At 68.5% G+C, this 26,518-nt stretch carries 22 protein-coding genes and 1 pseudogene; 8 read left to right on the forward strand and 15 right to left on the reverse strand.

The window, feature by feature from the left end:
• Positions 1-201, reverse strand: a pseudogene (locus E3T33_RS15265) (hypothetical protein); the annotation flags it as partial.
• Positions 202-229: 28 nt separating this feature from the next.
• Positions 230-1,285 (reverse strand): zinc-dependent alcohol dehydrogenase family protein, encoded by a 1,056-nt coding sequence (locus tag E3T33_RS09860; RefSeq protein ID WP_092324231.1) that lies wholly within the window; start codon positions 1,283-1,285, stop codon positions 230-232.
• Positions 1,286-1,402: 117 nt separating this feature from the next.
• Between E3T33_RS09860 and E3T33_RS09865 the strand changes: the two genes are divergently transcribed.
• Positions 1,403-2,326, forward strand: a complete 924-nt coding sequence (locus tag E3T33_RS09865) for an alpha/beta hydrolase (protein ID WP_092324233.1) — start codon at positions 1,403-1,405, stop codon at positions 2,324-2,326.
• Here the strand turns inward: E3T33_RS09865 and E3T33_RS09870 are convergent.
• The 3 genes from E3T33_RS09870 to E3T33_RS09880 all read right to left on the reverse strand — a co-directional run bounded on the left by E3T33_RS09870 (position 2,323) and on the right by E3T33_RS09880 (position 6,791).
• Positions 2,323-3,723 (reverse strand): FAD-binding oxidoreductase, encoded by a 1,401-nt coding sequence (locus tag E3T33_RS09870; RefSeq protein WP_134575231.1) that lies wholly within the window; start codon positions 3,721-3,723, stop codon positions 2,323-2,325. The two genes, E3T33_RS09865 and E3T33_RS09870, sit on opposite strands and share 4 nt — an antisense overlap.
• A gap of 165 nt (positions 3,724-3,888) precedes the next feature.
• On the reverse strand, positions 3,889-5,190 hold the full coding sequence (locus tag E3T33_RS09875) for an alkaline phosphatase family protein (RefSeq protein ID WP_134575232.1): 1,302 nt from the start codon (positions 5,188-5,190) through the stop codon (positions 3,889-3,891).
• Complete coding sequence (locus tag E3T33_RS09880; protein WP_241982900.1) at positions 5,187-6,791, reverse strand: alkaline phosphatase D family protein; 1,605 nt, start codon at positions 6,789-6,791, stop codon at positions 5,187-5,189. Before E3T33_RS09880 ends, E3T33_RS09875 begins: the two co-directional genes overlap by 4 nt.
• Before the next feature lie 210 nt (positions 6,792-7,001).
• On the opposite strand from E3T33_RS09880, the gene ppsA reads away from it, so the two are divergent.
• Positions 7,002-9,377 (forward strand): phosphoenolpyruvate synthase, encoded by a 2,376-nt coding sequence (gene ppsA, locus E3T33_RS09885; RefSeq protein ID WP_092324239.1) that lies wholly within the window; start codon positions 7,002-7,004, stop codon positions 9,375-9,377.
• Here ppsA and E3T33_RS09890 read toward each other — a convergent pair.
• The 6 genes from E3T33_RS09890 to E3T33_RS09915 are packed head-to-tail and all read right to left on the reverse strand — an operon-like array spanning position 9,275 to position 17,458.
• Positions 9,275-10,069: a DUF998 domain-containing protein gene (locus E3T33_RS09890; protein ID WP_134575234.1), complete on the reverse strand. Its 795-nt coding sequence runs from the start codon at positions 10,067-10,069 to the stop codon at positions 9,275-9,277. The two genes, ppsA and E3T33_RS09890, sit on opposite strands and share 103 nt — an antisense overlap.
• 10 nt (positions 10,070-10,079) lie before the next feature.
• Entirely contained in the window at positions 10,080-11,108 is a 1,029-nt protein-coding gene (gene ilvC, locus E3T33_RS09895; RefSeq protein ID WP_092324242.1) for a ketol-acid reductoisomerase, read from the reverse strand.
• Positions 11,109-11,139: 31 nt separating this feature from the next.
• Positions 11,140-11,649: an acetolactate synthase small subunit gene (gene ilvN / locus E3T33_RS09900; protein ID WP_092324244.1), complete on the reverse strand. Its 510-nt coding sequence runs from the start codon at positions 11,647-11,649 to the stop codon at positions 11,140-11,142.
• Between the two features lie 2 nt (positions 11,650-11,651).
• Positions 11,652-13,481, reverse strand: coding sequence for an acetolactate synthase large subunit (locus tag E3T33_RS09905; RefSeq protein WP_092324246.1), 1,830 nt, complete (start codon positions 13,479-13,481; stop codon positions 11,652-11,654).
• Positions 13,482-13,526: 45 nt separating this feature from the next.
• A complete protein-coding gene (gene ilvD, locus E3T33_RS09910; protein ID WP_092324247.1) occupies positions 13,527-15,221 on the reverse strand; it encodes a dihydroxy-acid dehydratase in 1,695 nt (564 codons plus the stop codon).
• Between the two features lie 56 nt (positions 15,222-15,277).
• Positions 15,278-17,458 (reverse strand): bifunctional alpha,alpha-trehalose-phosphate synthase (UDP-forming)/trehalose-phosphatase, encoded by a 2,181-nt coding sequence (locus tag E3T33_RS09915; RefSeq protein WP_241982903.1) that lies wholly within the window; start codon positions 17,456-17,458, stop codon positions 15,278-15,280.
• A gap of 230 nt (positions 17,459-17,688) precedes the next feature.
• Here E3T33_RS09915 and E3T33_RS09920 point away from each other — a divergent pair, with 230 nt between their 5' ends.
• Both E3T33_RS09920 and E3T33_RS09925 read left to right on the forward strand, forming a co-directional pair.
• On the forward strand, positions 17,689-17,877 hold the full coding sequence (locus E3T33_RS09920) for a hypothetical protein (protein ID WP_092324250.1): 189 nt from the start codon (positions 17,689-17,691) through the stop codon (positions 17,875-17,877).
• A gap of 93 nt (positions 17,878-17,970) precedes the next feature.
• Positions 17,971-18,357 (forward strand): hypothetical protein, encoded by a 387-nt coding sequence (locus E3T33_RS09925; protein WP_092324252.1) that lies wholly within the window; start codon positions 17,971-17,973, stop codon positions 18,355-18,357.
• A gap of 6 nt (positions 18,358-18,363) precedes the next feature.
• On the opposite strand, the gene E3T33_RS09930 is transcribed toward E3T33_RS09925, so the two are convergent.
• Together E3T33_RS09930 and E3T33_RS09935 are read right to left on the reverse strand one after the other, a co-directional pair.
• Positions 18,364-19,740, reverse strand: a complete 1,377-nt coding sequence (locus tag E3T33_RS09930) for a glucose-6-phosphate dehydrogenase (RefSeq protein ID WP_092324253.1) — start codon at positions 19,738-19,740, stop codon at positions 18,364-18,366.
• A 102-nt stretch (positions 19,741-19,842) separates the two neighbouring features.
• Complete coding sequence (locus E3T33_RS09935; RefSeq protein ID WP_092324255.1) at positions 19,843-20,106, reverse strand: GlsB/YeaQ/YmgE family stress response membrane protein; 264 nt, start codon at positions 20,104-20,106, stop codon at positions 19,843-19,845.
• Positions 20,107-20,260: 154 nt separating this feature from the next.
• On the opposite strand from E3T33_RS09935, the gene E3T33_RS09940 reads away from it, so the two are divergent.
• The 4 genes from E3T33_RS09940 to E3T33_RS09955 all read left to right on the forward strand — a co-directional run bounded on the left by E3T33_RS09940 (position 20,261) and on the right by E3T33_RS09955 (position 22,850).
• Positions 20,261-20,926, forward strand: a complete 666-nt coding sequence (locus E3T33_RS09940; RefSeq protein WP_092324256.1) for a biotin transporter BioY — start codon at positions 20,261-20,263, stop codon at positions 20,924-20,926.
• Positions 20,923-21,603: an ABC transporter ATP-binding protein gene (locus tag E3T33_RS09945; RefSeq protein ID WP_092324258.1), complete on the forward strand. Its 681-nt coding sequence runs from the start codon at positions 20,923-20,925 to the stop codon at positions 21,601-21,603. The genes E3T33_RS09940 and E3T33_RS09945 overlap by 4 nt, the downstream gene beginning before the upstream one ends.
• Before the next feature lie 10 nt (positions 21,604-21,613).
• Positions 21,614-22,207 (forward strand): energy-coupling factor transporter transmembrane protein EcfT, encoded by a 594-nt coding sequence (locus E3T33_RS09950; RefSeq protein WP_092324259.1) that lies wholly within the window; start codon positions 21,614-21,616, stop codon positions 22,205-22,207.
• Positions 22,208-22,376: 169 nt separating this feature from the next.
• A complete protein-coding gene (locus E3T33_RS09955) occupies positions 22,377-22,850 on the forward strand; it encodes a flavodoxin domain-containing protein (protein WP_092324261.1) in 474 nt (157 codons plus the stop codon).
• Here the strand turns inward: E3T33_RS09955 and mgtA are convergent.
• Entirely contained in the window at positions 22,840-25,518 is a 2,679-nt protein-coding gene (mgtA, locus tag E3T33_RS09960; protein WP_134575235.1) for a magnesium-translocating P-type ATPase, read from the reverse strand. The genes E3T33_RS09955 and mgtA overlap by 11 nt on opposite strands.
• 102 nt (positions 25,519-25,620) lie before the next feature.
• The gene (locus E3T33_RS09965) at positions 25,621-26,514 is read right to left on the reverse strand and encodes a glycine betaine ABC transporter substrate-binding protein (RefSeq protein ID WP_092324264.1); all 894 of its coding nucleotides are present in this window, start codon (positions 26,512-26,514) and stop codon (positions 25,621-25,623) included.
• Positions 26,515-26,518: the final 4 nt, after the last annotated feature.

The raw sequence follows: 26,518 nt of genomic DNA on the forward strand, positions 1-26,518 counted from the left end.
CGGCTCGGCCTCGGGCGCCGGCTCGGGCGCCGGCTCGGGCGCCGGCTCGGCTACCGGCGCGGTTTCGGGCTCGGCCTTTGCCCCCGTCCCGGCATCCGGCCCGGCCTCGGGCGCGTGTTGCCCCCGGGCCGGTCCGGACGCGAGGGTCGGATCGTCGTCGCCGGCCCAGCCGAGGGCATCGTCATCCCGATGAGAAGTCATACCCCTAGGTTAGCGAGCGCGGGGGAGACTACCGGCTGATCACGACCTTGAGCGCCTTCGTTTCCGCCGCGCGGGAGAACGTGTCGTAGGCCTCGAGGAACTGGTCGAAGCTGAAATGGTGCGTCGCGAGCTTCTCGGCCGGGATCTTCTTCTGCGCCACCAGCTTCAGCAGCATGGGCGTCGTGTTGGCGTTGACCAGGCCCATGCTGATGTTGATGTTCTGGATCCACAGGTTCTCGAGGTGCAGCTCGACCGACTTGCCGTGCACGCCGACGTTGGCCACGTTTCCGCCAGGGCGCACGATGTCGGTGGCCATGGTGAAGGTCTGCGGGATGCCGACGGCCTCGATGGCGACATCGACCCCGGCACCGTCGGTCAGGGCGAAGACCTGTTCCTTCCAGTCGGCCGCATTGGAGAGCACCGTGTCCGTCGCCCCGAACCCCTTCGCCTGCTCGAGGCGGTTCGGATCCAGGTCGAGCGCGATGATGGTCGCGGCGCCGTAGAGTCCGGCCGTGGCGATCGCGGCCAGGCCGACCGGACCGGCCCCGATCACGGCCACCACATCGCCGGGCTTGACCCGGCCGTACTGCACGCCGATCTCGAACCCGGTCGGCAGGATGTCCGAGAGCATGACCGCCTGGTCATCGGTCACACCCGCCGGCATCTTGTGCAGGGAGTTCTCCGCATACGGCACGCGCACGAATTCGGCCTGGGTGCCGTCGATCAGGTGCCCGAAGACCCAGCCGATGCCCGACTGGCCTTCGTCGCCGAGGCAGTGCGAATACAGCTCCGACTTGCAGTTGGCACAGTGCCCGCAGGACTTGATGCAGGAAATAATGACCCGGTCGCCCACCGCGAGGCTGCTCACCGATGAGCCCACGGCCGTGATCGTTCCGACGCCTTCATGGCCGAGGATCCGGCCGACCTGCACTGCCGGCACATCGCCCTTGAGGATGTGCAGGTCCGTGCCGCAGATCGTGGTCGTATCGACCCGCACGATGGCGTCGGTGGCGTGCACGATCTCCGGGTCCGGAACGTCCTGCCAGGTCTTCTTGCCCGGACCGCCATAAACCAGTGCCTTCACAGTGACTCCCTCAGTGGATTTCTTTAAGTGGACTTCGTTCAGTGGATTTCGCTCCGGGCATCCGCCCGCCTGTGCCCACCGTACTCCCGGCGGCCGCCGCGGGGCTACGATCCCTGCATGGCGGATCAGACCAGGAATCCCTTCGCCCTCCCCGGTGCCGAGGCGCCGCGGGCAGGTCTGCGTGACGTGAACGGATGCCGGCTCCACACGGAGGTGCGCGGCAGCGGCCCGACGATCCTGATCATCGGCGCGGCGAGTGATGACGCGGAGATGTTCCGCCCCATCGCCGAACGGCTGACCGGGTTCACCGTTGTCACCTATGACCCGCGCGGCACCCTGCGGAGCAGCCGCGATGGCTGGCCCTGCGACTCCACGCGGCATGCGGAGGACGCCGCGGAGCTGCTCCGCACCCTCGGACTCGGCGCCGAAACACGCGCGGACGTCTTCGGCTCCAGCGCCGGCGGCATCGTTGCCCTGCAGCTGGCCCTGCGACACCCCGAGCTGGTGCGACGCGTCACCGTGTTCGAGCCGGGCTACTTCCAGCTGACGGCATCCGGCCGGGCCCTGGCCTCCCGCGTAGGCGCGCAGGTGGACCGGCACCTCGCCGCGCATCCCGGCGACTGGGCCGGGGCGATGGCGCTGGTGTCCGGCGTCGCGCGGGTCGAACGGCCCGACGACAAGCAGCCCGGCGTCACGCAGCCCGGCGCCCGGCCGTCCGGGCTGCTCGCCGCCCCGGCGGGCCTGGAATGGTACGCGGCACGCGGCGAAGCGCTGGCCGAGAACCTGATCAGGGGCGACCTCCCGGTCACCGGCGAGTCCGTCGACTTGCGGGCCCTGGCGACATCGGCCGCCGACATCCGCTTCGCGCTCGGAAGCGCGTCGCATCCCGTGTTCGGCGAGATCGCCCGCGAGCTGACCCGAGTGCGGCGGCGCCCGGGGTCGGCCGATCCCGAGGAACCCGACGTCATCGACGGCGTCGGCCACGTAGTCTGTTTCGCTCCGGAGCCGGTCGCCGAGTACATCCGGCGGCGGTGCGCCTAGATCAGCGGGATGTTGTGGTTGAGCCGGAAGATGTTCTCCGGGTCGAACTCGCGTTTCAGGGCCGCGAGGCGCTGCAGTTTCTCCGGACCGTAGACCGAGAGCGCCTGGGCCACGGGATCCCGCCCGCGCTTCTCGCCGAGGAAGTTCACGTACTGCCCGCCCGTCGAGTACGGCTCCATGTCGGCGGCCATCCCACGCACGAAGGCGGTGTGCGGCGCGTCGTCCGCGGCATCCGGCCAGTAGCCGTAGACATTGAGCCAGAACCGCGCGGAGCGGTTCGGGAAGGGCGTGGCGTCTTCGGGGACGCGGCCGAACGCGCCGCCCAGGTGGTGGATGTCGAAGCCCGTCCCCCGCCAGGTTTGTTCGGTTCCCCGACGCACGAGCGTCCCAATCACGTCGTCATCCAACCGGTCGAACGAGGTGTTCTTCCAGTACCCCCGGACGCCCTTCGGGAACATCTCGTCCGCGGCCGACTGCCACTCGGCCCAGCGGGCGGGCGGGGCGACTTCCGTGTCGGGCGGGGCGGCCGTCCGCAGCCGGTCGACGATCCGCTCGCCCTCCTCTGCATCCGGTGATGCCCAGACGAACCCCAGCAACATGTGCGGGTCACCGCCGAGTTCCCAGGTCTCCGGCGGAACAAAGAACGAGACGATCGAAGTCATCTCATCGGGCAGGTCGCGCGTCCAGGTGTCGTAGACCCGGAGAGCGTCGGCCCAGCCGTCCCGGCGGTAGACGAGGTTGCCGGAGAACACCTTCGAGGGCAGCGGATGCGCGCGAAAGGTGAATGAGGACACCACGCCGAAATTGCCTCCGCCTCCCCGGAGTCCCCAGAACAACTCCGGGTTCTCCCCGGCGCTCGCTCGCAGGACCTCGCCCGACGCCGTGACCAGCTCGGCCGAGAGGAGGTTATCGATCGTCAGGCCGTGGGCCCGGGTCAGCCAGCCGACTCCCCCGCCCAGCGTCAGGCCGGCCACGCCGGTTCCCGAGACCACCCCGACCGGCACGGCGAGGTTGTGCGGCCCGGTCGCCCGGTCGATGTCACCGAGCGTCGCCCCGGCCTGGGCCCGCACGGTGCCTCGTTCCTCGTCGACCTGCACGGCCTTCAGCCCGCCCAGGTCGAGCACGATGCCGCCCTCGACGGTTCCGTTGCCGGCGACGTTGTGCCCGCCTCCCCGCACCGCGAGGGGCAGCGCATGCTCCCTCGCGTACCGCACGGTCGGAGCAATGTCGGCCGGGGAGGCCGCCCGAACCACCGCCGCGGGCCGTCGATCGATCATCCCGTTCCAGACGCGCCTGGCCTCGTCGTACCCGGGGTCTTCGGCCAGCAGCACGCTTCCGGCGACCTGTCCCCGCAGGCCGTCGACAGCAGCCGAGGCCATGGTCTTCGGATCACCCATGTGTCTCACCTACAGATTTGCCGATACTGATGTGCCGATATCGATTTGCCGATACTTGCGTGTGTGTGCGGCTGGCCGCGCCGGCTGGTGAGCGCGGCCCGGATCATCCGCTTCGTCCATTATCGGCAGGGTGAAACACACTCGCAAGGACCACGTCCCGGACGGTCAGGCCCCGAAAGCGTCGATCCGCGCCGTCCCGTCGTAGCCGCCTTTCGGCGCGGGCAGCCCGAACAGCGCCCCCACCGTGGGCGCCACATCTATCGTGCGGGCGGGCTGGGAAGACGACCCTGCGAGAACCCGAGGGCTGCCACCGGCGATGAAGAAGGGGATCGGTTCGGTGGCCGGATGCCCGTGGTTGCCCGGAATCGGGTTGGACGCGACCCAGGGATCGGAGAAGCGCCAGCCCGTCCGGCAGAACGCGACCAGGTCGCCCGCCTCCGGGCCGAGGCGCAGGTCGGCGGGGTTCGAAATCGACAGCACTCCCGGGTGCGCGGCCACGAGACCGCGAATCTCGGCCACCCCGGCATCCCGAGCACCAGCGGGCCCCGTCCAATACAGCAGGTCGGCCCCGCCGTTTTGGGCGATGGCGACCCGATCGCGCAGGTCGGGACGTCCGGCGAGGATCTGATCCACGGAGATGACGTTCGACGGGATGGACCAATCCATGGAATGGTCCGCGAGCACGATGAGCACGCTGCTCTCCCAGGTGCCCGCCGCGACGAGATGATCCACGAATCGCCCGACCTGGTTGTCCGTGTCGCGGAGGGCCGTGGTCCGGGCGGCCTGCAGGGTCGTGCCGGAGACATCCGAATGCCCCACTCGGTCGACATCGCCGAGGTTCGTGAACACGAAATCGGGGTCCACCCCGTCGACCATGGCGATCAGCGCGTCCATCGTGAAGTTGTCGGGCGCGTGCCCCGTCACCGGGAGAAGCGGGGAGGGCTCCCAGCGGTAGGTGGCGCGCTCGCCGAAGATACCGAAGAGGTAGCGCTTGCTGAGCACCGATCCCGTCGAGAAGCCCTCATCCCTGAGCCGGTCGAGCAACGTCGGAAAGCGAAGGTCGGCGGGCCGGTCCAGATCGCGCACGACGGACTCTGCGCGGTCGTAGATCGAGTTGGCCGGAACCCCGGAGCGAATCGGTCGGACCCCGGTCATCATCATCACGTGGTTGGGGATGGTCTCCATGACGGGCAGGGAACGGGCGGCGGGGAAGTCGGTCCCGGCGGTGCGCAGCGCCGCCAGGCGGGGGGTGAGGGCCGAGGTGATCTCATCGGGGCGGCAACCGTCGACGACCAGCACGTACACCCGCGTTCGCGACGCCGGCGCCGTCACGCGGGTCGGCAGCGCGGATGCCTGGCCGGCGGTCCCCGCGGCGATGGAGAGAATGACGGAGGCCCCGCCTGCCGCGGCCAGTCTGAGGAACCGGCGGCGGTCGGAGTCCGGGAATCCGGACGGCGCGGCGTTCACAGGACGCGGCTCACGGCCTGGGTGCCGGCGGCAACCTGCCACGACGCGGACAGGGTGCTGGTCGCCGCCCTGCTCGTGCGGTCAGAGAGCACGTACCAGTCCATCCGCAGGGCGCCCGGCGTCACCTCCAGGACCGAGAATCCGTGCGAGTCGAAGTCCAGGTACTTGACGTGCGGGTTCGCGGCCTTGAAGGCCTCCTCGACGGCGACGGATGCCGTGCGCGGCTGGGTCCCGAGGATGTCGTCCAGGTTGTCGCTGGTCACTGAGGTGCAGACGAGTTCCGCGGCCACGGACGCGCCGTTCGACGGGTACGTCAGCGGGTCCGCCGGCACGTCGCAGGCCCAGCTGGAGTGGATGTCCCCGGTGAGGAAGACGGCATCCGTGATGGCGTTGTCGCGCAGGTGGCTGATCACCCGGCTGCGGTCCGCCGTGTAGCCATCCCACTGGTCCACGTTGTACGGGACGCCGTCGATCGTGGTCGACCCGAGCAGCTGCGAAACGGCGCCGACTTCCTGCGCGCTCAGCGTTGACGGGAAGCGGACGGGGGCGATCATGACGGGGTTGCCGATGAGTTTCCATTGCGTCTCGGCCCCGGAGAAACCGTCCAGCAGCCAGTCCATCTGCGCCGCACCGGTCAGGGTGCGTGCCGGGTCGCCAATCGCGGGATCGACCATGTTCGACGCCTGCTGGCTGCGGTAACTGCGCAGGTCCAGCATGGAAATGCTGGCCAGAGCGCCGTAACTGAAGCGGCGGTAGAGGTGGCCGCCCGGTTCGTATCGCACCGGCATCCACTCGGCGTAGGCCTGCTGGGATGCCGCCTGGCGCGACGCCCAGGACCCCTCCACGCCTTCCGTGTGGTTCTCGGCTCCCCCGGACCAGGCGTCGTTGGCGGACTCGTGATCGTCCCAGGTGACGACGAACGGAACCGCCGCATGCAACGCCTGCAGCTCGAGGTCGGTCTTGTACTGCGCGTGACGGCGCCGGTAGTGGGACAGCGTGGTCATTTCGACCGCCGGGTCGTGCGGCCGGACCACGACGTCCCGGGCCTGGTACTCGCCGGGGCCGTACTCGTAGAGGTAGTCACCCAGGTGCAGCACCACGTCCAGGTCGCCCCGGTCCGCGAGGTGGCGGTACGCGCTGAAGTAGCCGGCCTGCCAGTTGGCGCACGACACGACCCCCATCCGCAGTCGTTGAACGGCCGTTCCGGCCGCGGGCGCCGTGCGTGTGCGACCGGTTGCCGACGTCACTCCGGCCACGATGAATCGGTACCAGTAGGTCGTGCCCGGTCGCAGCCCGTGGGCCGCCACCTTGACGGTGTGGTCCCGTGCGGCGCCCGTGGTGACGGAACCGCGCGCCGCGACCCGGTGGAAACCGGAGTCCTCTGCCACCTCCCACTTCACGGCCACGTCCGCGCCGACCCCCGATCCCGGCACGGCGTCCGCGGAGGGGGTCACCCGCGTCCAGAGCAGGATTCCGTCGGGCAGCGGGTCGCCGGAGGCTACGCCGTGCAGGAAACCGGGCACCACGGCGCCGGCCGCCTGGGCCGGCAGCGCGCCGGCTGTCGCGCCGGCTGTCGTCGCGGCGGCACCGGCAAAAGCCATGACGCCTGCGGAGCGGAGAAGATCTCGTCGATTGAAAGGACTCATACCCCCAGTCTGGGGGGGCATATTCACGCGGCCGCGCATTCGAGGGGTCGTTCACCCGCTGTTCCCCCAGGATTCGTCCACCGTCCATGCCCCCGCGCCGGGATTCTTTGGGTGTACCGTGCGACGAGAGACCCCTGTTCGTGAACGGATGAGCGGAGCAAACGGATGCAACGAGTTCTCTGGCTGGGCGACGCGTCGCTGGCCGATTTGGGTGCCCTGGGCGGCAAGAACGCATCGCTCGGGGAGATGATCTCGCATCTGTCCTCCCTCGGGGTCACCGTGCCGATGGGTTTCGCCACCACATCGGACGCCTTCCGCGAGTTCCTGCTCGAGAACGGCGTCGACAAGCACGTCGACCGGGCGCTGCAGGGCCTCGACACGAACAACCTCGCGGCGCTGCAGACCGCCGGCGCCTCCATCCGCGCCGCGATCATCGCCGGCACACTCCCGCCTCCCCTCGAGGCCGAGGTGCGGGAGGCCTACGGCCAGCTGGAGAGCTGCAACCCGGCGGGCCTGAGCGTGGCCATGCGCTCCAGCGCCACCGCGGAGGACCTGCCCGAGGCATCCTTTGCCGGCCAGCAGGAGACTCTGCTCAATGTGCAGGGAATCGACGAGGTGCTGCGCCGCCTGCCCGAGGTCTTCGCGTCGCTGTTCACCGACCGGGCGATCGCCTACCGGGCACACCACAACGTGCCGACCCTCGGCATCGCGCTGTCGGTGGGGGTGCAGGTGATGGTTCGCTCCGACATCGGCGCATCCGGGGTGCTGTTCACGATCGACACCGAGTCCGGCTTCAAGGACCTCGTGTTGATCAACTCCGTCTACGGGCTCGGCGAAGCGATCGTGCAGGGTGCGGTCAACCCGGATGAATTCCGGGTATACAAGAGCTCCCTGGCCGCGGACAAGTACGCGATCCTCAGCCACGAGCTCGGCACCAAGGAGCAACGGATGGTCTACGCCGACGGGGCACAGGCGACCACGCGCTTCGAGCCGGTGCCGGTCGTCGACCAGCGCCGGTTCAGCATCACCGACGACGACGTGCACGAGCTCGCCCGGATGGCCGTGACGATTGAAAACCACTACGGCCGGGCGATGGACATCGAGTGGGGCAAGAGCGGCATCGACGGCCGTCTCTACATCCTCCAGGCCCGGCCGGAGACCGTGGAGTCCCGGGCCGGCACGGCTGGGGTCCTCCGCCAGTACCGCCTCACCGGGACGGCCCCGGAGCTGCTCTCCGGCCGGGCCGTGGGCCGCAAGATCGGCAGCGGGATCGCCCGGATCCTCGCGTCCACGGCGGAGATGGGGCGGCTGCAGCCGGGTGATGTTCTCGTCACGGACATGACGGACCCGGACTGGGAACCGGTCATCAAGAAGGCCAGCGCCATTGTCACGAACCGCGGCGGCCGCACCTGCCACGCGGCGATCATCGCCCGCGAGCTCGGGATTCCGGCCATCGTGGGCACCGCCTCCGGCACGACGGCCCTGTATGACGGGCAGCCGGTCACCGTCACCTGCGCCGAGGGAGAGACCGGCCGCGTCCTCGACGGGCTGGTCGACTTCACCGTTGATGAGGTCAGCATCAACGAGCTCCCGCCCATCGGGCCCCGCCTGATGCTCAACGTCGGCTCCCCCGACCAGGCCTTCTCCCTCGCGTCGCTGCCCCACCACGGCGTCGGCCTGGCCCGGCTCGAGTTCATCATCAGCACCCGCATCGGCATCCACCCCGCCGCGCTGATCGCGGTCGAGTCGGGCGACACCGCCGGGCTGACGGATGAGGTCGTCGCGGAAATCCACCAGAGAACGGATGCCTACGGCGGCGCGACCGCCTTCTACGTGAAGCGCCTCGCCGAGGGCATCGCGACCATCGCCGCCGCCTTCGCCCCCGAGCCCGTCATCGTCAGGTTCTCCGATTTCAAGTCCAACGAATACGCCAATCTGCTCGGCGGCCCGGCGTTCGAACCCGACGAGGAGAACCCGATGATCGGCTACCGGGGTGCATCCCGGTACGTGTCCGACGCCTTCCGGGAATGCTTCGACCTCGAGTGCCAGGCCGCCCTGTTCGTGCGGGACACGATGGGCTTGACCAACCTCAAACTCATGATTCCCTTCGTCCGGACGATCGCCGAAGCGGAGGGTGTGATCCGCATTCTCGCCGAGAACGGGCTGGAGCGCGGGCGCAACGGTTTGGAGGTCGTGATGATGTGCGAGGTCCCCTCGAACGCCGTCCTGGCCGACGAGTTCCTCGAGCACTTTGACGGGTTCTCGATCGGCTCGAACGACCTCACCCAGCTGACGCTCGGACTCGACCGGGACTCCGCGCTGGTGGCCGAGGCATTCGACGAGCGCGACCCGGCGGTGCTGAAGCTCATCTCCCTGGCTATCGCCGCGGGTAAGCGCGCCGGCAAGTATGTGGGCATCTGCGGCCAGGGGCCAAGCGACTACCCGGACTTCGCCCGCTGGCTCGCGGCCGAGGGGATCGACTCCATGTCGCTGTCGCCCGACACGCTCGTCTCGACCTGGCTGGCGTTGGCCGAACCCTGATCCGCGCCGGCCGGGCCCGGATCCGTCATCGTGCGGCGAATGGCCGCACAGACGACGAAGGCCCAGCCGAGGATCCCGGCCAGGCAGACCCGTTCTGCGAGCCCGAGCAGGGTCGGTTCGAACCGGTCGGACAGGCCGACGCCGAGCAGCCCGGCCGCCGCGACGGCGACGAGGGCCAGGGCGGCCGGGTAGATGCGACGGAGCTCGGGTGTGGCCCGGAGCCAGCCGGTCAGGAGCGCGAAGGCTGCGAGTGCGGCGAAGAAGCCGAGCGACGCCACGATGAGGTGCAGGGTGCCGGCAAGGGTGGAGGCCCGCAGGCCGAACTCCCCCGCTGGATTGATGTCCGTGGGAAGGAACGCCAGCGCCGCCGAGCACGCGCCGGCGACGATCAGCAGCACCAGCCCGGCTCCCCGGAGCCTCGTCGGGGGGCCGACGAGGCCGATGGCCGCGGCCGCGCAGAGCGTCAACCCGGCCCGGCCGAGGAAGTTGAGGTTCATGATCCAGCCGAAGGGACCGACCGCGAGGTTGCTCTCGGCGTCACTGACCACGCTGTAGTGCGGCGGCAGGCATTGGAGCACGACGTCCACGAGCACGTACACGACGACGCCGAACATCGCCGCAGTGGCGAAACGCCGCGCCGCATCCGGCGGCAGGGCCGGTCGAAACCGACCGGCCCTGCCGCGAACAATCACCTGGCGATACTCAGCGCGCGGCTTCGCCGTCGACGTAGTCGTCGTCGGCGGAGGCGTTCCAGGCGAACAGCTTGCGCAGCTCGCGGCCGGTGGCCTCGATCGGGTGCTCTTCGCCCTTCTTGCGCAGCGCCAGGAACTCCGGCGCGCCGGCGTCCTGGTCGGCGATGAAACGGGCGGCGAAGGCGCCGTTCTGGATGTCGGCCAGAACGGCCTTCATGTTCTCCTTGACGTGCGGGTCGATCACGCGCGGGCCGGAGACGTAGTCACCGTACTCGGCCGTGTCAGAGACGCTCCACCGCTGCTTGGCGATGCCGCCCTCCCACATCAGGTCGACGATGAGCTTGAGCTCATGCAGCACCTCGAAGTAGGCGACCTGCGGCTGGTAGCCGGCCTCGGTCAGAACCTCGAAGCCGTACTGGATCAGCTGCGACGCGCCGCCGCAGAGCACGGCCTGCTCGCCGAACAGGTCGGTTTCGGTCTCTTCGGTGAACGTGGTCTTGATGCCCGCGGCACGCAGCCCGCCGATGGCCTTGGCGTAGCTGAGGGTGAGCGGCCAGGCGCTGCCTGAGGCATCCTTCTCGACGGCGACGATGACGGGAACGCCGCGGCCGGCCTCGTACTCGCGGCGCACGGTGTGGCCGGGACCCTTCGGAGCGACCATGACGACATCCACACCCTCGGGGGCGGTGATGTAGCCGAAGCGGATGTTGAAGCCGTGGCCGAAGACGAGGGTCTTGCCCTGGGCGAGGTTCGGTTCCACGTCGTCGGCGAAGAGGTGGCGCTGCACCTGGTCGGGCGCGAGGATCACGATCACGTCGGCCCAGGCGGATGCCTCGGCGGCGCTCAGCACGGTGAAGCCCGCTTCCTCGGCCTTGGCCCTGGACTTCGAGCCTTCCTTGAGGCCGACGACAACCTCGACACCCGAGTCGCGCAGGTTCTGCGCGTGGGCGTGCCCCTGCGAGCCGTAGCCGATGACGGCCACCTTCTTGCCCTGGATGATCGACAGGTCGGCGTCTTTGTCGTAATAAATCTCAGCCAATGGGTTTCTCCTTGTTGGTTGTGGAAAAGGGTTAGTTCTTGAAAACGCGGTCGGTGATCGATTTGGAGCCGCGCCCGATGGCGAGCAGGCCCGACTGGGCGATCTCCTTGATTCCGTAAGGTTCGAGCACGCGCAGGAAGGCCTGGGTCTTGCCGGAGTCCCCGGTGACCTCGATCACGAGCGCATCCGTCGAGACGTCGACGACGCGGGCGCGGAAGAGCGTGACGGCCTCGAGCACCTGGGACCGGGTGGCGTTGTCGGCGCGAACCTTGATCAGGAGGTGTTCGCGCTGCACCGATTGCGACGGTTCGAGTTCGACGATCTTGATGACGTTGATCAGCTTGTTCAGCTGCTTCGTCACCTGCTCGAGCGGCACGTCTTCGACGTCGACGAGGATCGTGATCCGGGACAGGCCCTCGATTTCGCTGTGGCCGACGGCCAGGCTCTCGATGTTGAAGCCGCGCCGGGCGAACAGGCCGGCGACGCGGGTCAGCAGGCCCGGCTTGTTTTCAACGAGGAGGCTGAGAACGTGGGTGCTCATGGTTACTCCTCTTCCCAGGTCGGTGCGTGGTCTTTGGCGTACTGGACGTAACTGTTGCTGACGCCCTGCGGCACCATCGGCCAGACCATCGCGTCGCGGCTGACGATGAAGTCGATCACGACGGGCCGGTCATTGGTCGCCAGCGCGAGCTTGATCGCGTCGTCGACCTGGTCGGCGCTCGTGACCCGGATGGCGAGGGCACCGTAGGCTTCGGCCAGCTTCACGAAGTCGGGCACCATCGCGGTGCCATGGCCCGTGTTCAGGTCGGTGAAGGAGTGCCGTCCGTCGTAGAACAGCGACTGCCACTGGCGCACCATGCCGAGGGACGAGTTGTTGATGATCGCCACCTTGATCGGGATGTTGTTGATCGTGCAGGTGGCGAGCTCCTGGTTGGTCATCTGGAAGCATCCGTCGCCGTCGATGGCCCAGACCACGCGGTCGGGCTCGGCGACCTTGGCGCCCATCGCGGCGGGAACCGAGTAGCCCATGGTGCCGGCGCCGCCGGAGTTCAGCCAGGAGTTGGGGCGCTCGTACTTGATGTACTGGGCCGCCCACATCTGGTGCTGGCCGACGCCGGCCGCGTAGGTGCCTTCCGGCCCGGTCAGCTCGCCGATCCGCTTGATCACGTACTGGGGGGCGAGGAGGCCGTCGGAGGGCTCGGAGAAGCCCAGCGGGTACTCCTCACGCAGGCCGTTCAGGTACGACCACCAGACGCTGATGTCCGGCGTGGTCTCGGCCGCGGCCGCCGCATACGCCACCGTGAGGTCGGCGATGACGTCCTTGGCATCGCCGACTATCGGCACGTCGGCCGTGCGGATCTTCGAGATCTCCGCTGGGTCGACATCCACGTGCACGATCTTCGCGTTCGGGGCGAACTCGGACACCTTGCCGGTGACGCGGTCGTCGAACCGGGCGCCGAGCGACACGATCAGGTCGCTTTCCTGCAGCGCGAGGACGGCCGGCACCGTGCCGTGCATGCCGGGCATCCCGACGTGCTGCTCGTGCGAGTCGGGGAAGGCGCCGCGCGCCATCAGCGTGGTGACCACGGGGGCCCCGGTCAGTTCGGCCAGTTTCAGCAGCTCGGCCGACGCGTGGGCGCGGATGACGCCGCCGCCGACGTAGAGCACGGGCTTCTTCGCTTCGACGAAGAGTTGCGCCGCGGCCTGCACCTGCTTGCCGTGCGCCTTGGTGATCGGCCGGTAGCCGGGCAGGTCGAGCTTGGGCGGCCAGATGAACGGTGCCAGGTTCTGCTGCGCGTCCTTGGTGATGTCCACGAGCACCGGGCCGGGCCGGCCGGTGGAGGCGATGTGATACGCCGCCGCGATGGCCGCCGGGATGTCTTCCGCACGGCGGACCAGGAAGGAGTGCTTCGTGATCGGCATCGTGATGCCGACGATGTCGGCCTCCTGGAACGCGTCGGTGCCCATCGAGGTCGAGAACACCTGGCCGGTGATGCAGAGGATGGGCACGGAGTCCATGTAGGCATCCGCGATCGCCGTGACCAGGTTGGTCGCCCCCGGTCCGGAGGTGGCGATGGCCACGCCGACGCGGCCGGTCGCCGCGGCGTAGCCCTCGGCCGCGTGGCCGGCGCCCTGCTCGTGTCGCACGAGGATGTGGCGGATGACGTCCTGGGTCATCAGCTCGTCGTAGAGCGGGATGACGGCGCCGCCGGGGATGCCGAAGACATCGGTGACCCCGAGGAGCGCGAGGGTGCGGATGATCGCCCCGGAACCCGTGAGGACTTCCGGCGCTGAACCGTGCGCACCTGACGTGTCGGGGGACGCGGAGGCGCGCGGTGTGGGCGATGGCACGGGCGAAGGTTCCGTGGTCATGGAAAGTTGAATCCCTACTTCAGATACGTGCGGTGAGCAGAAGGCCTAGCCGGTAACCGCGCCGAGAGCCGCGGATTGCACGAGCTTCGTGTACTTAGCCAGGACGCCACGGGTGTAGCGCGGAGGAAGCGGAGCCCAGCCGATGCGGCGGGTGGCCAGCTCATCAGGGTCGACCAGTAGGTCAAGCGTGCGAGCTGCGATATCGACCCGTATGAGATCACCATCGCGCACGAAGGCGATGGGACCTGCGTCCACCGCTTCGGGTGCTATGTGGCCGATACACAGTCCGGTTGTGCCGCCTGAGAATCGACCGTCAGTCAATAGTAGTACATCGGCACCGAGCCCGGCGCCCTTGATGGCGGCGGTGATCGAGAGCATCTCGCGCATGCCGGGACCGCCCTTCGGGCCCTCATAGCGGATGATCACGACGTCGCCCTTTTCGATGCGACCCTCGGTCAGGGCGTCCATCGCGCCGCGCTCTCGCTCGAACACACGCGCCGGACCTTCGAAGATGTCGGAGTCGAAACCGGCGGTCTTCACGACCGCGCCCTCGGGGGCCATCGTGCCCGTGAGCACGGTGATGCCGCCGCTGGCGTGGATCGGGTTGTCGAGGGTGCGCAGAACCTCGCCGTCGAGGGCGGGCGGGTCGATCTCGGCCAGGTTCTCGGCGACGGTCTTGCCGGTGACGGTGAGGGCGTCGCCGTGGATCAATCCGGCCTCGAGGAGCGCGCGCATGACCGCCGGCACCCCGCCGTGACGGTCGACGTCGTTCATGACGTACTTGCCGAAGGGCTTGAGGTCGCCAATGTGCGGAACCTTGTCGCCAATGCGGTTGAAGTCGTCGAGGGTGAGCTCGACCTCGGCCTCGCTGGCAATGGCCAGCAGGTGCAGCACGACGTTGGTGGATCCCCCGAAGGCCATGGCGACGGCGATCGCGTTCTCGAAGGCCTTCTTGGTCAGGATGTCCCTGGCCGTGATCCCGAGGCGCAGCAGGTTGACGACGGCCTCGCCGGAGCGGTGCGCGTAGTAGTCACGGCGGCGGTCGGCCGACGCCGGCGACGCGGAGCCGGGGAGGCTCATCCCGAGGGCCTCGGCGACGCTCGCCATTGTGTTGGCCGTGTACATGCCGCCACAGGCCCCCTCGCCGGGGGCGAAGGCACATTCGATCCGCTTCGCGTCCTCGACGCTCATCCGTCCGGCCTTCACCGCGCCGACGGCCTCGAAGGAGTCGATGATGGTGATGTCTTTTTCGGTTCCGTCCGAGAGCTTGACCCAGCCGGGGGCGATCGACCCGGCGTAGAGGAAGACGGAGGCCAGGTCCAGGCGCGCGGCGGCCATCAGCATCCCGGGCAGCGACTTGTCGCAGCCGGCCAGCAGCACCGAACCGTCGAGGCGCTCGGCCTGCATGACGACCTCGACGGAGTCGGCGATGACCTCGCGGGAGACGAGCGAGAAGTGCATGCCCTCATGGCCCATCGAGATGCCGTCGGAGACGGAAATCGTGCCGAACTGGAGCGGGTAGCCCCCACCGGAGTGCACGCCTTCCTTCGACGCCTGGGCCAGGCGGTCGAGGGACAGGTTGCACGGCGTGATCTCGTTCCACGAGCTGGCAATTCCGATCTGGGGCTTGTCCCAGTCGGCGTCCCCCATCCCCACGGCGCGCAGCATGCCGCGCGACGTGGTGGCTTCGATCCCGTCGGTGACGGCACGGCTGCGTGGTTTCAGATCGTTCTCAGGCATGCTCCGAGTCTAGAACGTCGGAACAAGGGTCACTGTTCGTGTGACGCCTCGTGTGATCAGGTGGCCGAATCGGAGGCGGCCGACCGGAAATCGGCGAGAAGCCGAAGCACCTCGGTGACCTCGCCCGGGCCGCGAACGCGGTAGCCGGCCAGCGACACCCCTGGCCCGATCTTGAGGCCGATGTCGCCCTCGCGAAGCACCGCGAACGCGTCCTCATCGGTCACGTCGTCGCCCGCGTAGAGCACCCGGTCGGCGCCCGTGTGATCCCGAAGGCGGGCCAGGGCTTCTCCCTTTGTACTCGCGCGGACGGAGAACTCGAGCACGTTCTTGCCCTCCCGGATGGTAAGTCCCGGTAGAAGCTGCTCTGTTTGCTCGCGCGCCTGGCGCTGGGCGGCCAGGCCGTCCTGCGGCGTCGCGAGCCGGGTGTGCAGCGCCAGGCCGGCCGGTTTGCGCTCGATCCAGGTGCCGGAGGTCGACCCGGCGATCCGGTCGAGCACGCCGGCGAGCGCGTCGAGCTGCTCGAGTTCGGCGGCGACCAGGTCCAGCTCGATCTCCGGGGTGTCCAGTTGCACCTCGATGCCGTGCGACCCCGTCAGCAGCACGTCACTTTGGGGCTGCGCGACGTGCTGCAGGCTCACCAGGGCGCGGCCGGAAACGAACGCGACGCGAACGCCGGGAAGGTCGAGCAGGCGCTGCACGGCCTCCCGGGTGCCTTCCACCGCGCGCGCCTCTTCCGGCCGGTCGACGTGCGGCGCCAGAGTGCCGTCGAAGTCGAGGGCCACCAGAAGCGTCTCCGCTCCGCTGATCTCACGCAGGGCTTCGGCGAGCTTGTCGGGTACTCCGGCGCGCACAACGGCTCCTTCGGTCAGGGTTCGGAGGAAGGATGCCGACCAGGCGGCGACATCGTTGTCAAAGACTTTGCGCCGCAGCGCGCGCATCCGGCGTGTGCGCTCGGTGCGGGGCATGGCGATGGCGCGGAGGATGGCGGCCTTCACACCGTCGATGTCATGGGGGTTGATCAGGATCGCCTGTTTGAGTTCGTCGGCGGCTCCGGCGAATTCGCTCAGCACGAGCACCCCGTCGCCGTCGAAGCGCACGGCCACGTACTCCTTGGCGACGAGGTTCATCCCGTCACGCAGTGCGGTCACGAGCATGACGTCGGCGGCCAGGTAGAGGGCGACCATCTCTTCCCGCGGGTACGCGTGGTGGTGGTAGCTGATGGCCGTGTGGCTGATGGTGGAGTAATCGCCGTTCAGGCGCCCGACGGCGAGCTCGATCTCGTCGCGCAGGGCAATGTATGTGCCGACCCGTTCCCGGGAGGGGCTCGCGACCTGCACCAGCGTGACATCCTCAACGCTCAGGCTGCCGTCTTCGAGCAGTTCCCCGAAGGCCTTGATGCGGTGCCCGATGCCCTTGGTGTAATCGAGCCGGTCGACGCCGAGCATGATCGTCCCGGGGTTGCCGAGGTCCGCACGGATCTGCCGGGCTCGCTCCTGGATATCCGGGCGTCTGGCCAGCGCCTCGTAGCTGGCCGCGTCGATCGAAATCGGGAAGTGCTTCGCGATCACGTGGCGCGAACCTGCGGCGTCGGGGACGTCGATGGCCACCCCGCGCGTCGTGTATCCGAACAGTCGTCGCACGGCGGCCGAGAAGTTGCCGGCGTCCGCGACCCTTTGGAAGCCGATCAGATCGGCGCCGAGAAGGCCGTCGAGGATCTGTTTGCGCCACGGCAGCTGGGCGTAGATTCCGTACGGCGGGAACGGGATGTGATTGAAGAACCCGATCAGCAGGTCGGGGCGCGCCTCGCGCAGCATCCGCGGCACGAGCTGGAGCTGATAGTCGTGCACCCAGACCGTGGCGCCCGGCGCAGCGGCCGAGGCCGCCCGTTCGGCGAATCGCCGATTCACCGCTACGTAGGAGTCCCACCATTCCCGGTGGTAGCTCGGCGGGGCGATCACGTCGTGGTACAGCGGCCAGAGCGTGTCGTTGGAGAAGCCCTCGTAGAACTGCTCCAGCTCGAGGGCGCTCAGCCGAACCGGGATGATCGAGATCCCGTTTTTCTCGAACGGGTCGAAACTCCGATCGGCGACCCCGGGCCAGCCGACCCAGGCGCCATCCGACGCCTGCATCAGGGGCTCCAGCGCGGTCACCAGCCCTCCCGGCGAGGTGCGCCAGGCGTCGGACCCGTCGGGATTCACCTCGTGGTCCACCGGCAGGCGGTTCGACACGACGACCAGGGGGTAAGCGCCCTGGGGCTCGGCGGACTGTCGGGGTTCGGCGGGAGTTGAAATGGGAGTGTCCGTTCCGCTGCGCGCGTGGTTGTCGAAGTGTGCTGCAAAATCTGGAGTTTACCAGCCGAGCCCATTCCGGGGCCGGGAAGAGCGATGCCGACCGGGAGGCCGCCGGGCCGGCCATCCACGCCGCGCCGCGCCCGAGTAGCCTAGGACCCAGACGAAACGGAGGCCCCATGCGCAAGTACATTTTCAACGGTCCCATGATCGGCGTCATCCTCGGCGGGTGGAGCACCCTCCAGGCCACCAGGAACCGCCCGCGCGATTGGCGACTCGCGCTGGTGTGGCTGGGCTGGGCGCTCAGCGCCGTCGCCGCCATCGACGCCGTCGTCGAAGACGCCAGGGCTCGCAAGATCAAGGCCTGAGCGGGCCGATCTCCCGGCGTGTCCGGCAGGGGGAACCGGGGCTCGTCAGCGAGAATTGAACCACTACAGTCGTACCGCTCGAAAGGGGTCCCGATGTTTGGTCGCCGACGTCGCGTCGCACCCGTCATTCAGGTGCCCGCGCCTGAACTCAGTGACGAGCAGATCTTCGACCTGCTGCATAGCAAGCTCACCGAACTCATCGGCGAACAAGGCCAGTGGACCCTCGTTTCCCGCAGCGTCGACGACACCGACGTCATCTTCCACGGACTCAAGGCGACGCAGATCGCTACGACGCTGACCGGCATCCTGAGCAGCCAGAAGGCCGAGCTTCGCGGCGAACGCACCGCCGAGCCGACCGCCCTGTCGTGGACACCCGCCCCGATCTCCGTGTGGGCCGAACCCGCACGCGCGGCTGCGGTTCCCGTGCTGCTCCCGACCCGCTCGGTCCGAAGCAGCGAGCCGGCCCGCCTCGTCGCGTAACGACGACTAGCCCAGGGCGCTCCAGCCCGACGGACCGGTTGTGCCCGCCGCGTAGTCTTCGAGCGCCGGCTTTCCCGCGCGCCAGGCCGCGAGCACGGGCGCCACGATTCGCCAGCATTGCTCCGCGACGTCGCCGCGCACGGAGAGCGCCGGATCGGAATCGAGCACACCTTCGAGCACCTCCCCATAGGCCAGCAGCTGGCCCGGGCCGAAGACCGCGCCGAGGCTGACCCGTTCGAGCACGTGCGGGTCTCCCGGGCCGTTGAGATTGAGTTCCAGTGACAGCTCGTCGGGCCCGAGGAAGATGCGCAGGACCGTCGGCTCTTCGTGTCCGGTCAGTCCCACCGGCAGGTGCGGAACGGGCTTGAAGGTGACGACGATCTCGCGGCGCCGCGCGGAGAGGGCCTTGCCCGACCGGAGCGTGAAGGGCACTCCGGCCCACCGCCAGTTGTTGATCTCGAAGGTGACCTCGGCGAGCGTCTCGGTGTCGTTGGCGGGGTCGACGCCCGGCTCATCGACGTAGGCCGGCACGGGTCGCGCGGCGACGACGCCCGCGCCGTAGCGGGCTCGGCGGCTCGACCGACGCGGGCTTCCGCCGCGCACCCGCGTGGCGCGCAGCACGATCCCCTTTGCGTCTCGCAGGTCTGCGGCCTCCAGCGTCGACGGCGGCTCCATGGCCAGCACGGCGAGCACCTGCAGGAGGTGGCTCTGGATCATGTCCACCAAAGCCCCGGCCCGGTCGTAGTATCCCGCTCGTCCCTCGAGTCCGAGCTGCTCGTCATAGACGATGTCGACACGCTCGATGTGGTCGTTGTTCCACAGCGGTTCGAAGATGCGGTTCGCGAACCGGAAGCCGAGCAGGTTGAACACCGTCGACCGGCCCAGAAAATGGTCGATGCGGTGGATACACTCTTCCGGAACGAGCCTGGCAAGGCTCGCGTTGAGCCGCACCGCACTGTCCTCGTCGAAACCGAACGGCTTCTCCAGGGCGAGCTGGGTGCCGCCGGGAAGTTCCAGCTCAGCAAGCGCATCGCAGACCAGCCCGGTCACGGCCGGCGGCAGCGCGAAGTAGACGGCCGGCGCCCCCTCGCACAGGGCGAGCAGCCCCTGCATCTCCTCGGGCCGGGTCACATCGGCCCGTCGGTACACCGTCGTGGCCACGAGGTGGTCGACGCAGGCGCCGGACGCCTCGGCGGCGGCGAAGGACTTCACGACGATCGCCCGCCACTCGGCAGGCGTGAGGTCGTCGCTGCCCGCACCGACCAGGCGCAACCGACGTACGTGCTGCTCGGTCAGGAGCTGCCCCAGCGCCGGCAAGAGGAGCCGGGAAGTGAGGTCTCCGCTTGCGCCGAGGATGAGGAGAGTCGCGATGGGCTGCGTCATACGCCCACCGTAGCTGTCCGGATGGCGCCGGGCATCAGGCACAGGAAAAGGGAGCCCCGCCGAAGCGGAGCCCCCTTCCCTGTGGAGCGTTGGAGTGCGGGATCAGGCCTTCCGGCTGCGGGTGAAAAGCCCGTAGATGAGCAGCACGACGATGGAACCGAGAATCGCGATGATCCAGGTCCGCCAGTCGAAGAACTCGCCCATTTCGACACCGAAGAGCAGGCTGGCAAGCCAGCCGCCGAGGAGCGCCCCAACCACGCCGAGGACCAGGGTGATGACCCAGCCGCCGCCCTGTGTGCCGGGCAGGAGTGCCTTCGCTATGGCGCCTGCGATTAGGCCGAGGAGGAGAAAGCCGAGAAAACTCATAATCGATACCCTTCTGTCGGCACCCACATTCTGGATGCGGCGGTGCGGCCGGCTGTGAATTTGCTGTCCGTGGAGGGCAGCTTATAGACTTTCCGCGATTTTGTTGTAGGTTCCCTTTTCCCCGGCGTGTCGCACGAATTCTAAATTGGGGAATATGACAAATCGGACACTCGCCGCACGCGACCTCGCACACATCGCCATCTTCGCCGCCCTGATCGCAGCCCTCGGTCTTCCCGGTGCGCTGTCTATCGGTGCCGTCGCGGTTCCGATCACCTTCCAGACCCTCGGCGTCATGCTCGCCGGTGCCATCCTCGGTGCGCGCAAGGGCTTCTTCGCGGTGGCATTGTTCCTCGCCCTGGCCGCGGCGGGCCTTCCCCTGCTGTCCGGCGGTCGCGGCGGGCTGCTCTGGTTCACCATCTCCCCCTCGACCGGCTACCTGTACGGCTGGCTGCTCGCCGCGGTCGTGATCGGCTACCTCACTGCGCGCCTGCTGCCGAGGTATCCGTTCTGGCCCGCCGTCGGAGCGACCGCGCTCGGCGGCATCGTCGCCGTCTATCTCATCGGAGTTCCGGTGACCGCGATCAACCTGGGCCTGCCCCTCTGGGTCGCGTTGTTCGACAGCGCGAAGTTCCTGCCCGGCGACCTGCTGAAGGTCGTCGTGACCGTGCTCGTTGCCCGCCAGGTGCACCGGGCCTACCCCGGACTCATCGCCCCGCTCGGCCGGCGGTCCGCGTCCAGCGCGGCGCCGGTCGCGGTCAGCGCTGAGCCCGCCAACGCAAAGCCGGCCAACGCAGAGAACGCGGGCCAGGGGTCTCGATGAGCGCAATCACCTTCGACCGGGTCTCACACTCGTTCGGCGAGAGGCAGGTGCTGCGGGGCATCGACCTGAGCCTCACCGAGCACCGCATCGGGATCGTCGGCGCCAACGGCTCCGGCAAGTCCACGCTGGTGCGCATGATCAACGGCCTCGTCGCACCGAGCAGCGGCACCGTGACCGTGGACGGGCTCGACGTGGCGAAGAAGGCTCGCGACGTGCGCCGCCTGGTCGGTTTCATCTTCACCAATCCCGACAACCAGATCGTCATGCCGACCGTGCAGGAGGACATCGCCTTCACGCTTCGGCGCCGCGGCCTGAGCGCCGCGGAGATCGCCGAGCGCACCACGGCCGCGTTGCACCGCTTCGGGCTCGCGGAACACGCAGACCATCCTGCTCACCTGCTCTCCGGTGGACAGAAGCAGCTCCTCGCCCTGGCCGCCGTGCTCGTCGCGGAACCGCAGGTGCTCGTCGCGGATGAGCCGACGACCCTGCTCGACGCCCGCAATGCCCGCCGCATCGGCGAGCTGCTGCACTCGATGAGCCAGCAGGTCATCGTGGTCACCCATCAGTTCGCGCTGATCGAGGGCTTCGACCGGGTGATCGTCATCGAGCACGGCGAAGTGGTCGCCGACGGAGTGCCCGAGGACTCCCTCGACTCGTACCGCGCGCTGCTGGCATGATCGGCCTCGCGTGATCGGCCTGTACTCCCCCGGCCGGTCGGTCATCCACCGGGCGCCCACCCTGCTGAAGCTGCTCCTGCTCTCGGTCGGCGTGGTGGTCGTCGGCGTGCTGGCGGAGCCCTGGCAGCTCGCCATCGCTGCGCTCGTCGTTCTCTCGCTCTTCGTCATCGCGCGCATTCCGCCGCGCGCCGCGGTGGCGCAGATCGCGCCGATCCTCTGGATGCTCGTGCTCGTCGTTCCGATTCAGGGGCTGCTGTCCGGATGGCTCGTCGCGGCCCTGATGGCCGGGCGACTCATCGTGGCAGTCGCCCTCGCCGCGCTGTTCACCCTCACCACGACCGTGACGGCCGTGCTCGAGGCCTTCCACCGCCTGCTGCGGCCGTTCGGGCGCTGGGTCGACGCCGACCGAATCGGCCTGCTGGTGGCCCTCACCATCCGCTGCATCCCGCTGGTGACCGAGATCGTGACCGAGGTGCTCGAGGCACGCCGCGCTCGAGGCACGCGCGGCTCCGTCATGGCGCTGGCCGTTCCCGTCGTCGTCCGGTCGCTGTACGCGGCGGATGCCCTGGGCGAGGCCCTCGTCGCCCGGGGCCTCGACGACTGAGCGGGTGTGCTGGGGCCACGTTCTGGCTGACTTGCGGAGAAAGTACCTTCGTCGCGCCAGTGAAGGTACTTTGTCCGCACCTCAGCGCGGAATTCCCGGAGTACATTGCCTGCATGGCTGCATGGGCACAGGTCGAATCAGAGATGCGTCTGAAGGAAGGAAGCTGGTCATGAGTACACTCGTTCTGTTTGACTCGAACTTCGGCAACACCCGGAAGATCGCCGAGACGGTTGCCGCGGAACTCGGAAACGACGCCACTGCGACCCCCCTGGCAGGCCTGGGACAGGGCGGCCTGGAGGGCGTGGACCTGCTCGTCGTCGGAAGCCCGATCAACGCGTGGAAACCCACCCCTCGGACGCAGGAGTTCCTCGACGGCCTCGGCGAGGGGTCCCTGCGCGGGGTCCGGGCCGCGGCCTTCGACACGCGCGTGAGGCTCTTCATCCACGGTGACGCCGCGGCGAAGATCTCCCACGCCCTCGAAAAGGCGGGAGCCCGGATCGTAGCGAGACCCCGCGGCTTCATTGTCGAGGGCCGGGAGGGGCCGCTCGCTGCCGGCGAGGTGGAGGGGGCAACCGCCTGGGCGCGGTCGATAGCGGTCGCCGCCCAGGGCTCCGGCCCGAGCGGCACGGACGTCACGGACTAGGCCGGCGGCGGCGTCTGCGCCGTCTTCTCGGCCGGTCCACGGCGGGCACGGGTGCGGTAATGCTGAACGGCGCCGCCCGCCGGGCAATGTGGTGGTCGGACCTCCGCTGCCTGGGCGCCGGGGCCTTCTGCGCCGGCAGGCCGAAGAACCACAGCTTGGCGACCTCCACCAGGACCAGGTAGACGACGAGCATTGCCAGAAGCGCAAGGAAGAACGGTACCGGAAGCGGGTCGAAGCCGAGCAGCCCCGCCAGCGGGGAGTACGGCAGGGAGATTCCGACGAACACCACGCTCAGGGCGGCCGTCGTGAGGCCGGCCGACGGGCGGCTGCGCAGGAACGGCACCCGGCGCGTTCGGATGACGAAGATGATCAGGGTCTGCGTGGCGAGCGACTCGATGAACCAGCCGGCCCGGAACTCGCCCGGCACGGCGTCGAAGACAAACAGCATCAGGGCGAAGGTCGCGAAGTCGAAGAGAGAGCTGATCGGGCCGAAGACCAGCATGAAGCGCCGGATGAGCCCGATGTTCCAGTGCGCCGGCGCCCGAAGCTGCTCCTCATCGACGTTGTCGCCGGGGATGGCCAGCTGCCCGGTGTCGTAGAGAAGGTTGTTCAGCAGGATCTGGCCGGGCAGCATCGGCAGGAAGCTCAGCACGACGGATGCCACCGCGGCGCTGAACATATTGCCGAAGTTGCTCGACGTCCCCATCAGCACGTACTTGATCGTGTTCGCGAAGATGCGCCTGCCCTCCATCACACCGTCCGCGAGCACTCCCAGATCCTTGTCGAGGAGCACCACGTCGGCGGCGTCCTTGGCTACGTCGGTGGCGCTGTCGACGGAAATGCCGATGTCCGCGTCGTGCAGCGCCAGCGCGTCGTTCACGCCGTCGCCGAGGAATCCGACGGCCCGGCCGCCTTCCCGGAGGAGCCGCACGATCCGCGCCTTCTGCTCCGGGGTCACCCGGGCGAAGATGCTCGCTTCCTCGGCCGCGGCGCCGAGGTCCGCATCCGACAACTCGTCGATCTGCGTGCCGGTGAGGGTGCCGCCCGAGAGCACATCGAGATCCGCGCATACCTTTTCCGCCACCCGGGCGTTGTCCCCGGTGGCGATCTTCACCGTGATTCCGAGCGCCTCCAGTCGGTCCAGCGACCGGCGGGCGTTGGCCTTCGGCGGGTCGAGGAAGACCAGGAAGCCGACCAAAACGAGGTGCTGCTCGTCCGCCGGCTGGATGGCGGCGAGCCCGGCGGCGGGCCGGGAGGCGACAGCGATCACCCGGGCGCCGGCATCGAACTGTTCGTCCAGTTGAGCCTCGGTCCCCGCCGGCGTTCCCACGCAGCGCCGGAGGACATCCTCGGGGGCGCCCTTGGTCACCAGGCGCACGCTGCCGGAGACTTCCCTGACCAGCACGCTGGTCATCCGCCGCTCATGGTCGAAGGGGATCACGTCGAGGCGCTCGTACCGGGCTGCCTGGAAGGTCTGTGCGCGCGGGGACTCCCAGAGCGCAGAGTCGAGGGGGTTCTGGCCCTCATCCGCAGGCCCGCCCGTCGCGTAGTCGGCTTCGGTGGCCAGCAGGCCCAGCACGTACACGTCCTCGGCCGAGGCGTCCGGCCCGATCGGCAGGGCGTCGGTGAACCTGATCCGCCCCTCGGTGAGCGTCCCTGTCTTGTCGGTGACCAGCACATCCATGTCGCCCAGGTCTTCGATGCAGACCAGTCGTTTGACGAGCACCTTTCGGCGAGCCAGCCGCCTCGTTCCCGTCGCGAGGCTGGTGCTGACCACGGCAGGAAGCAACTGCGGAGTGATGCCGACCGCGATGGCCAGGGAGAACAGCAGGGACTCGAGCACCGGGCGCTGCAGCAACAGGTTGGCGACGAAGATCAGCGAGGTCAGGCCGATCGCAACCTGCAGCAGAAGGATGGAGAAGCGTCGGAGCCCGAGCTGGAATTCGGTCTGCGGTTGCTGCTCCCCCAGCCCGAGGGCGATTCGGCCGAATTCTGCCCGTCCTCCGGTGGCGACCACGACGCCGACGCAGCTGCCGGCCTGGACGACCGTTCCCATACGGATGCAGGAGGCCAGCTCTCCCGGCTCCGCCGGCGTCGCGGCCGGGTTCTTGCTCACCGGGAGCGACTCGCCGGTGAGGATGCTTTCGTCGCAGAGCAGGTCTTCGCTGCTCAGCAACCGGATGTCCGCCGGCACGATCGCGCCGAGTCCCAGGTGCACGACGTCGCCGGGCACCAGGTCCACGACGTCGACCGGGCGGGCCGTGCCGTCGCGGACGACGACGGCGCGGTGCGTCACTCGGGAGTGCAGGGCCTGGGCGGCACGTTCCGCCCGGTACTCGTTGCTGAAACCGAGGCCGACGCTGACCACGAGGATCACGCCGATGACTATCGAGTTCGTGACATCGCCGAGGAAGAGCGATACGCCCGCGGTGATGACGAGGAGGATCAGGATGGGGCTGCGCAACTGCCGGGCGAGTACCGACCAGGCGCTGGCCCTGTGCGTCCGGACCGCGTTGGGTCCCAGCTCCCGCAGGCGCTGTGCCGCTTCCGCGCTCGTCAACCCGGCTTCGCGGGTGCCCAGCGCCCGCAGCGCCTCGACCGGACTCAGGCGCGCGGCATCGGCCAACGACTCCCGCACAGCCACGTCTCCTACGCCCACGTCCGGCATGGCCTCAGAATGTCCCACCCGCGCGCGGGCCGCCACTGGGCGCCGAAAGGCCCGCGTCAGCGCGACGCGGGCCTTCCGGATGAAACGAGGAGCCGTGCGGCCCTACTTGGCGGTCATGGAGTCGACGTACTCCTGGTTTTCACCGATCCACTTCTTGACGATCGGCGCGTAGTCCTGGCCGTCGTAATCGACGAACATGGCCTTCTCGAGCGAGTACAGCTTCTCGAGGTCCATGTCGAAGCCCTTGATCCACTTGGTGGCCTGCGGGAAGTCCTTGGCAACATCCTTCCTGCCGTAGGCGTGGATGCTTTCGACGTTCTTGAGGGTGCCCTCTGGGTCCTCGAGGGTCTTGATCGGCAGCGAGCTGTAGGCCCAGTGCGGCTCCCAGAGGGTGACGGCGATGTTCTCGCCGGCCTTGGTGGCCGCGGTCAGCTCGGTGAGCATGGCTGCGGTCGAGGAGGTGAGGTATTCCATCTTTTCGAGGCCGTAGGCCGGGATGACCCGGTCGGTGGTCGCCGCGGTCAGGCCGGCGCCGGGCTCGATTCCCACGATGCGGTTGCCGAACTTATCGGCGTTCTTGGCGAGCTCGTCGAGGGAGTCGATCGGAGCATCCTCGTTCACCGCGATGGTGAGCCGGGACTCTTCGTTCCAGGCGCCGAGGTCGACGATGTCATCGCCGTACTCCTTCACGTAGGAGGCGTGGGTTTCGGGCATCCACACGTCCAGGTTGAGGTCGTAGTCGCCGGTGGACAGGCCCGAGTACACCGGGGCCACGTCGGCGTATTCCAGCTCGACGTTGTAGCCCTTCTCGTCGAGAACGGCCTTCCATAGCTCGGAGGCGGCGACGCCTTCATCCCAGCCGTTGAACACGGCGATGGTGAGGTCCTTCTTGTCCTTGTTGCCGCCGCCGACGGACTCCTCAGCGGACGCGCAACCGGTGAGGGCGAGGAGCCCGACTGCTCCGGCGGCGATCAATGATCGTGAACGATTCTTCATGTTT

This window comes from Cryobacterium sp. TMT1-2-1 (genome assembly GCF_004403955.1).
Taxonomy (GTDB): Bacteria; Actinomycetota; Actinomycetes; order Actinomycetales; family Microbacteriaceae; genus Cryobacterium; species Cryobacterium psychrotolerans.

What these genes read in the sequence shown, in the direction of transcription:
- E3T33_RS09940 (WP_092324256.1), top strand. Translation starts at nt 20,261, where the DNA reads ATGACAAATCGGACACTCGCCGCACGCGACCTCGCACACATCGCCATC.
- E3T33_RS09905 (WP_092324246.1), bottom strand. Translation starts at nt 13,481, where the DNA reads ATGACCACGGAACCTTCGCCCGTGCCATCGCCCACACCGCGCGCCTCC.
- E3T33_RS09945 (WP_092324258.1), top strand. Translation starts at nt 20,923, where the DNA reads ATGAGCGCAATCACCTTCGACCGGGTCTCACACTCGTTCGGCGAGAGG.
- E3T33_RS09870 (WP_134575231.1), bottom strand. Translation starts at nt 3,723, where the DNA reads ATGGGTGATCCGAAGACCATGGCCTCGGCTGCTGTCGACGGCCTGCGG.
- ilvD (WP_092324247.1), bottom strand. Translation starts at nt 15,221, where the DNA reads ATGCCTGAGAACGATCTGAAACCACGCAGCCGTGCCGTCACCGACGGG.
- E3T33_RS09965 (WP_092324264.1), bottom strand. Translation starts at nt 26,514, where the DNA reads ATGAAGAATCGTTCACGATCATTGATCGCCGCCGGAGCAGTCGGGCTC.
- mgtA (WP_134575235.1), bottom strand. Translation starts at nt 25,518, where the DNA reads ATGCCGGACGTGGGCGTAGGAGACGTGGCTGTGCGGGAGTCGTTGGCC.
- ilvN (WP_092324244.1), bottom strand. Translation starts at nt 11,649, where the DNA reads ATGAGCACCCACGTTCTCAGCCTCCTCGTTGAAAACAAGCCGGGCCTG.
- E3T33_RS09925 (WP_092324252.1), top strand. Translation starts at nt 17,971, where the DNA reads ATGTTTGGTCGCCGACGTCGCGTCGCACCCGTCATTCAGGTGCCCGCG.
- E3T33_RS09920 (WP_092324250.1), top strand. Translation starts at nt 17,689, where the DNA reads ATGCGCAAGTACATTTTCAACGGTCCCATGATCGGCGTCATCCTCGGC.
- E3T33_RS09955 (WP_092324261.1), top strand. Translation starts at nt 22,377, where the DNA reads ATGAGTACACTCGTTCTGTTTGACTCGAACTTCGGCAACACCCGGAAG.
- E3T33_RS09935 (WP_092324255.1), bottom strand. Translation starts at nt 20,106, where the DNA reads ATGAGTTTTCTCGGCTTTCTCCTCCTCGGCCTAATCGCAGGCGCCATA.
- E3T33_RS09930 (WP_092324253.1), bottom strand. Translation starts at nt 19,740, where the DNA reads ATGACGCAGCCCATCGCGACTCTCCTCATCCTCGGCGCAAGCGGAGAC.
- E3T33_RS09880 (WP_241982900.1), bottom strand. Translation starts at nt 6,791, where the DNA reads ATGGCTTTTGCCGGTGCCGCCGCGACGACAGCCGGCGCGACAGCCGGC.
- ppsA (WP_092324239.1), top strand. Translation starts at nt 7,002, where the DNA reads ATGCAACGAGTTCTCTGGCTGGGCGACGCGTCGCTGGCCGATTTGGGT.
- E3T33_RS09865 (WP_092324233.1), top strand. Translation starts at nt 1,403, where the DNA reads ATGGCGGATCAGACCAGGAATCCCTTCGCCCTCCCCGGTGCCGAGGCG.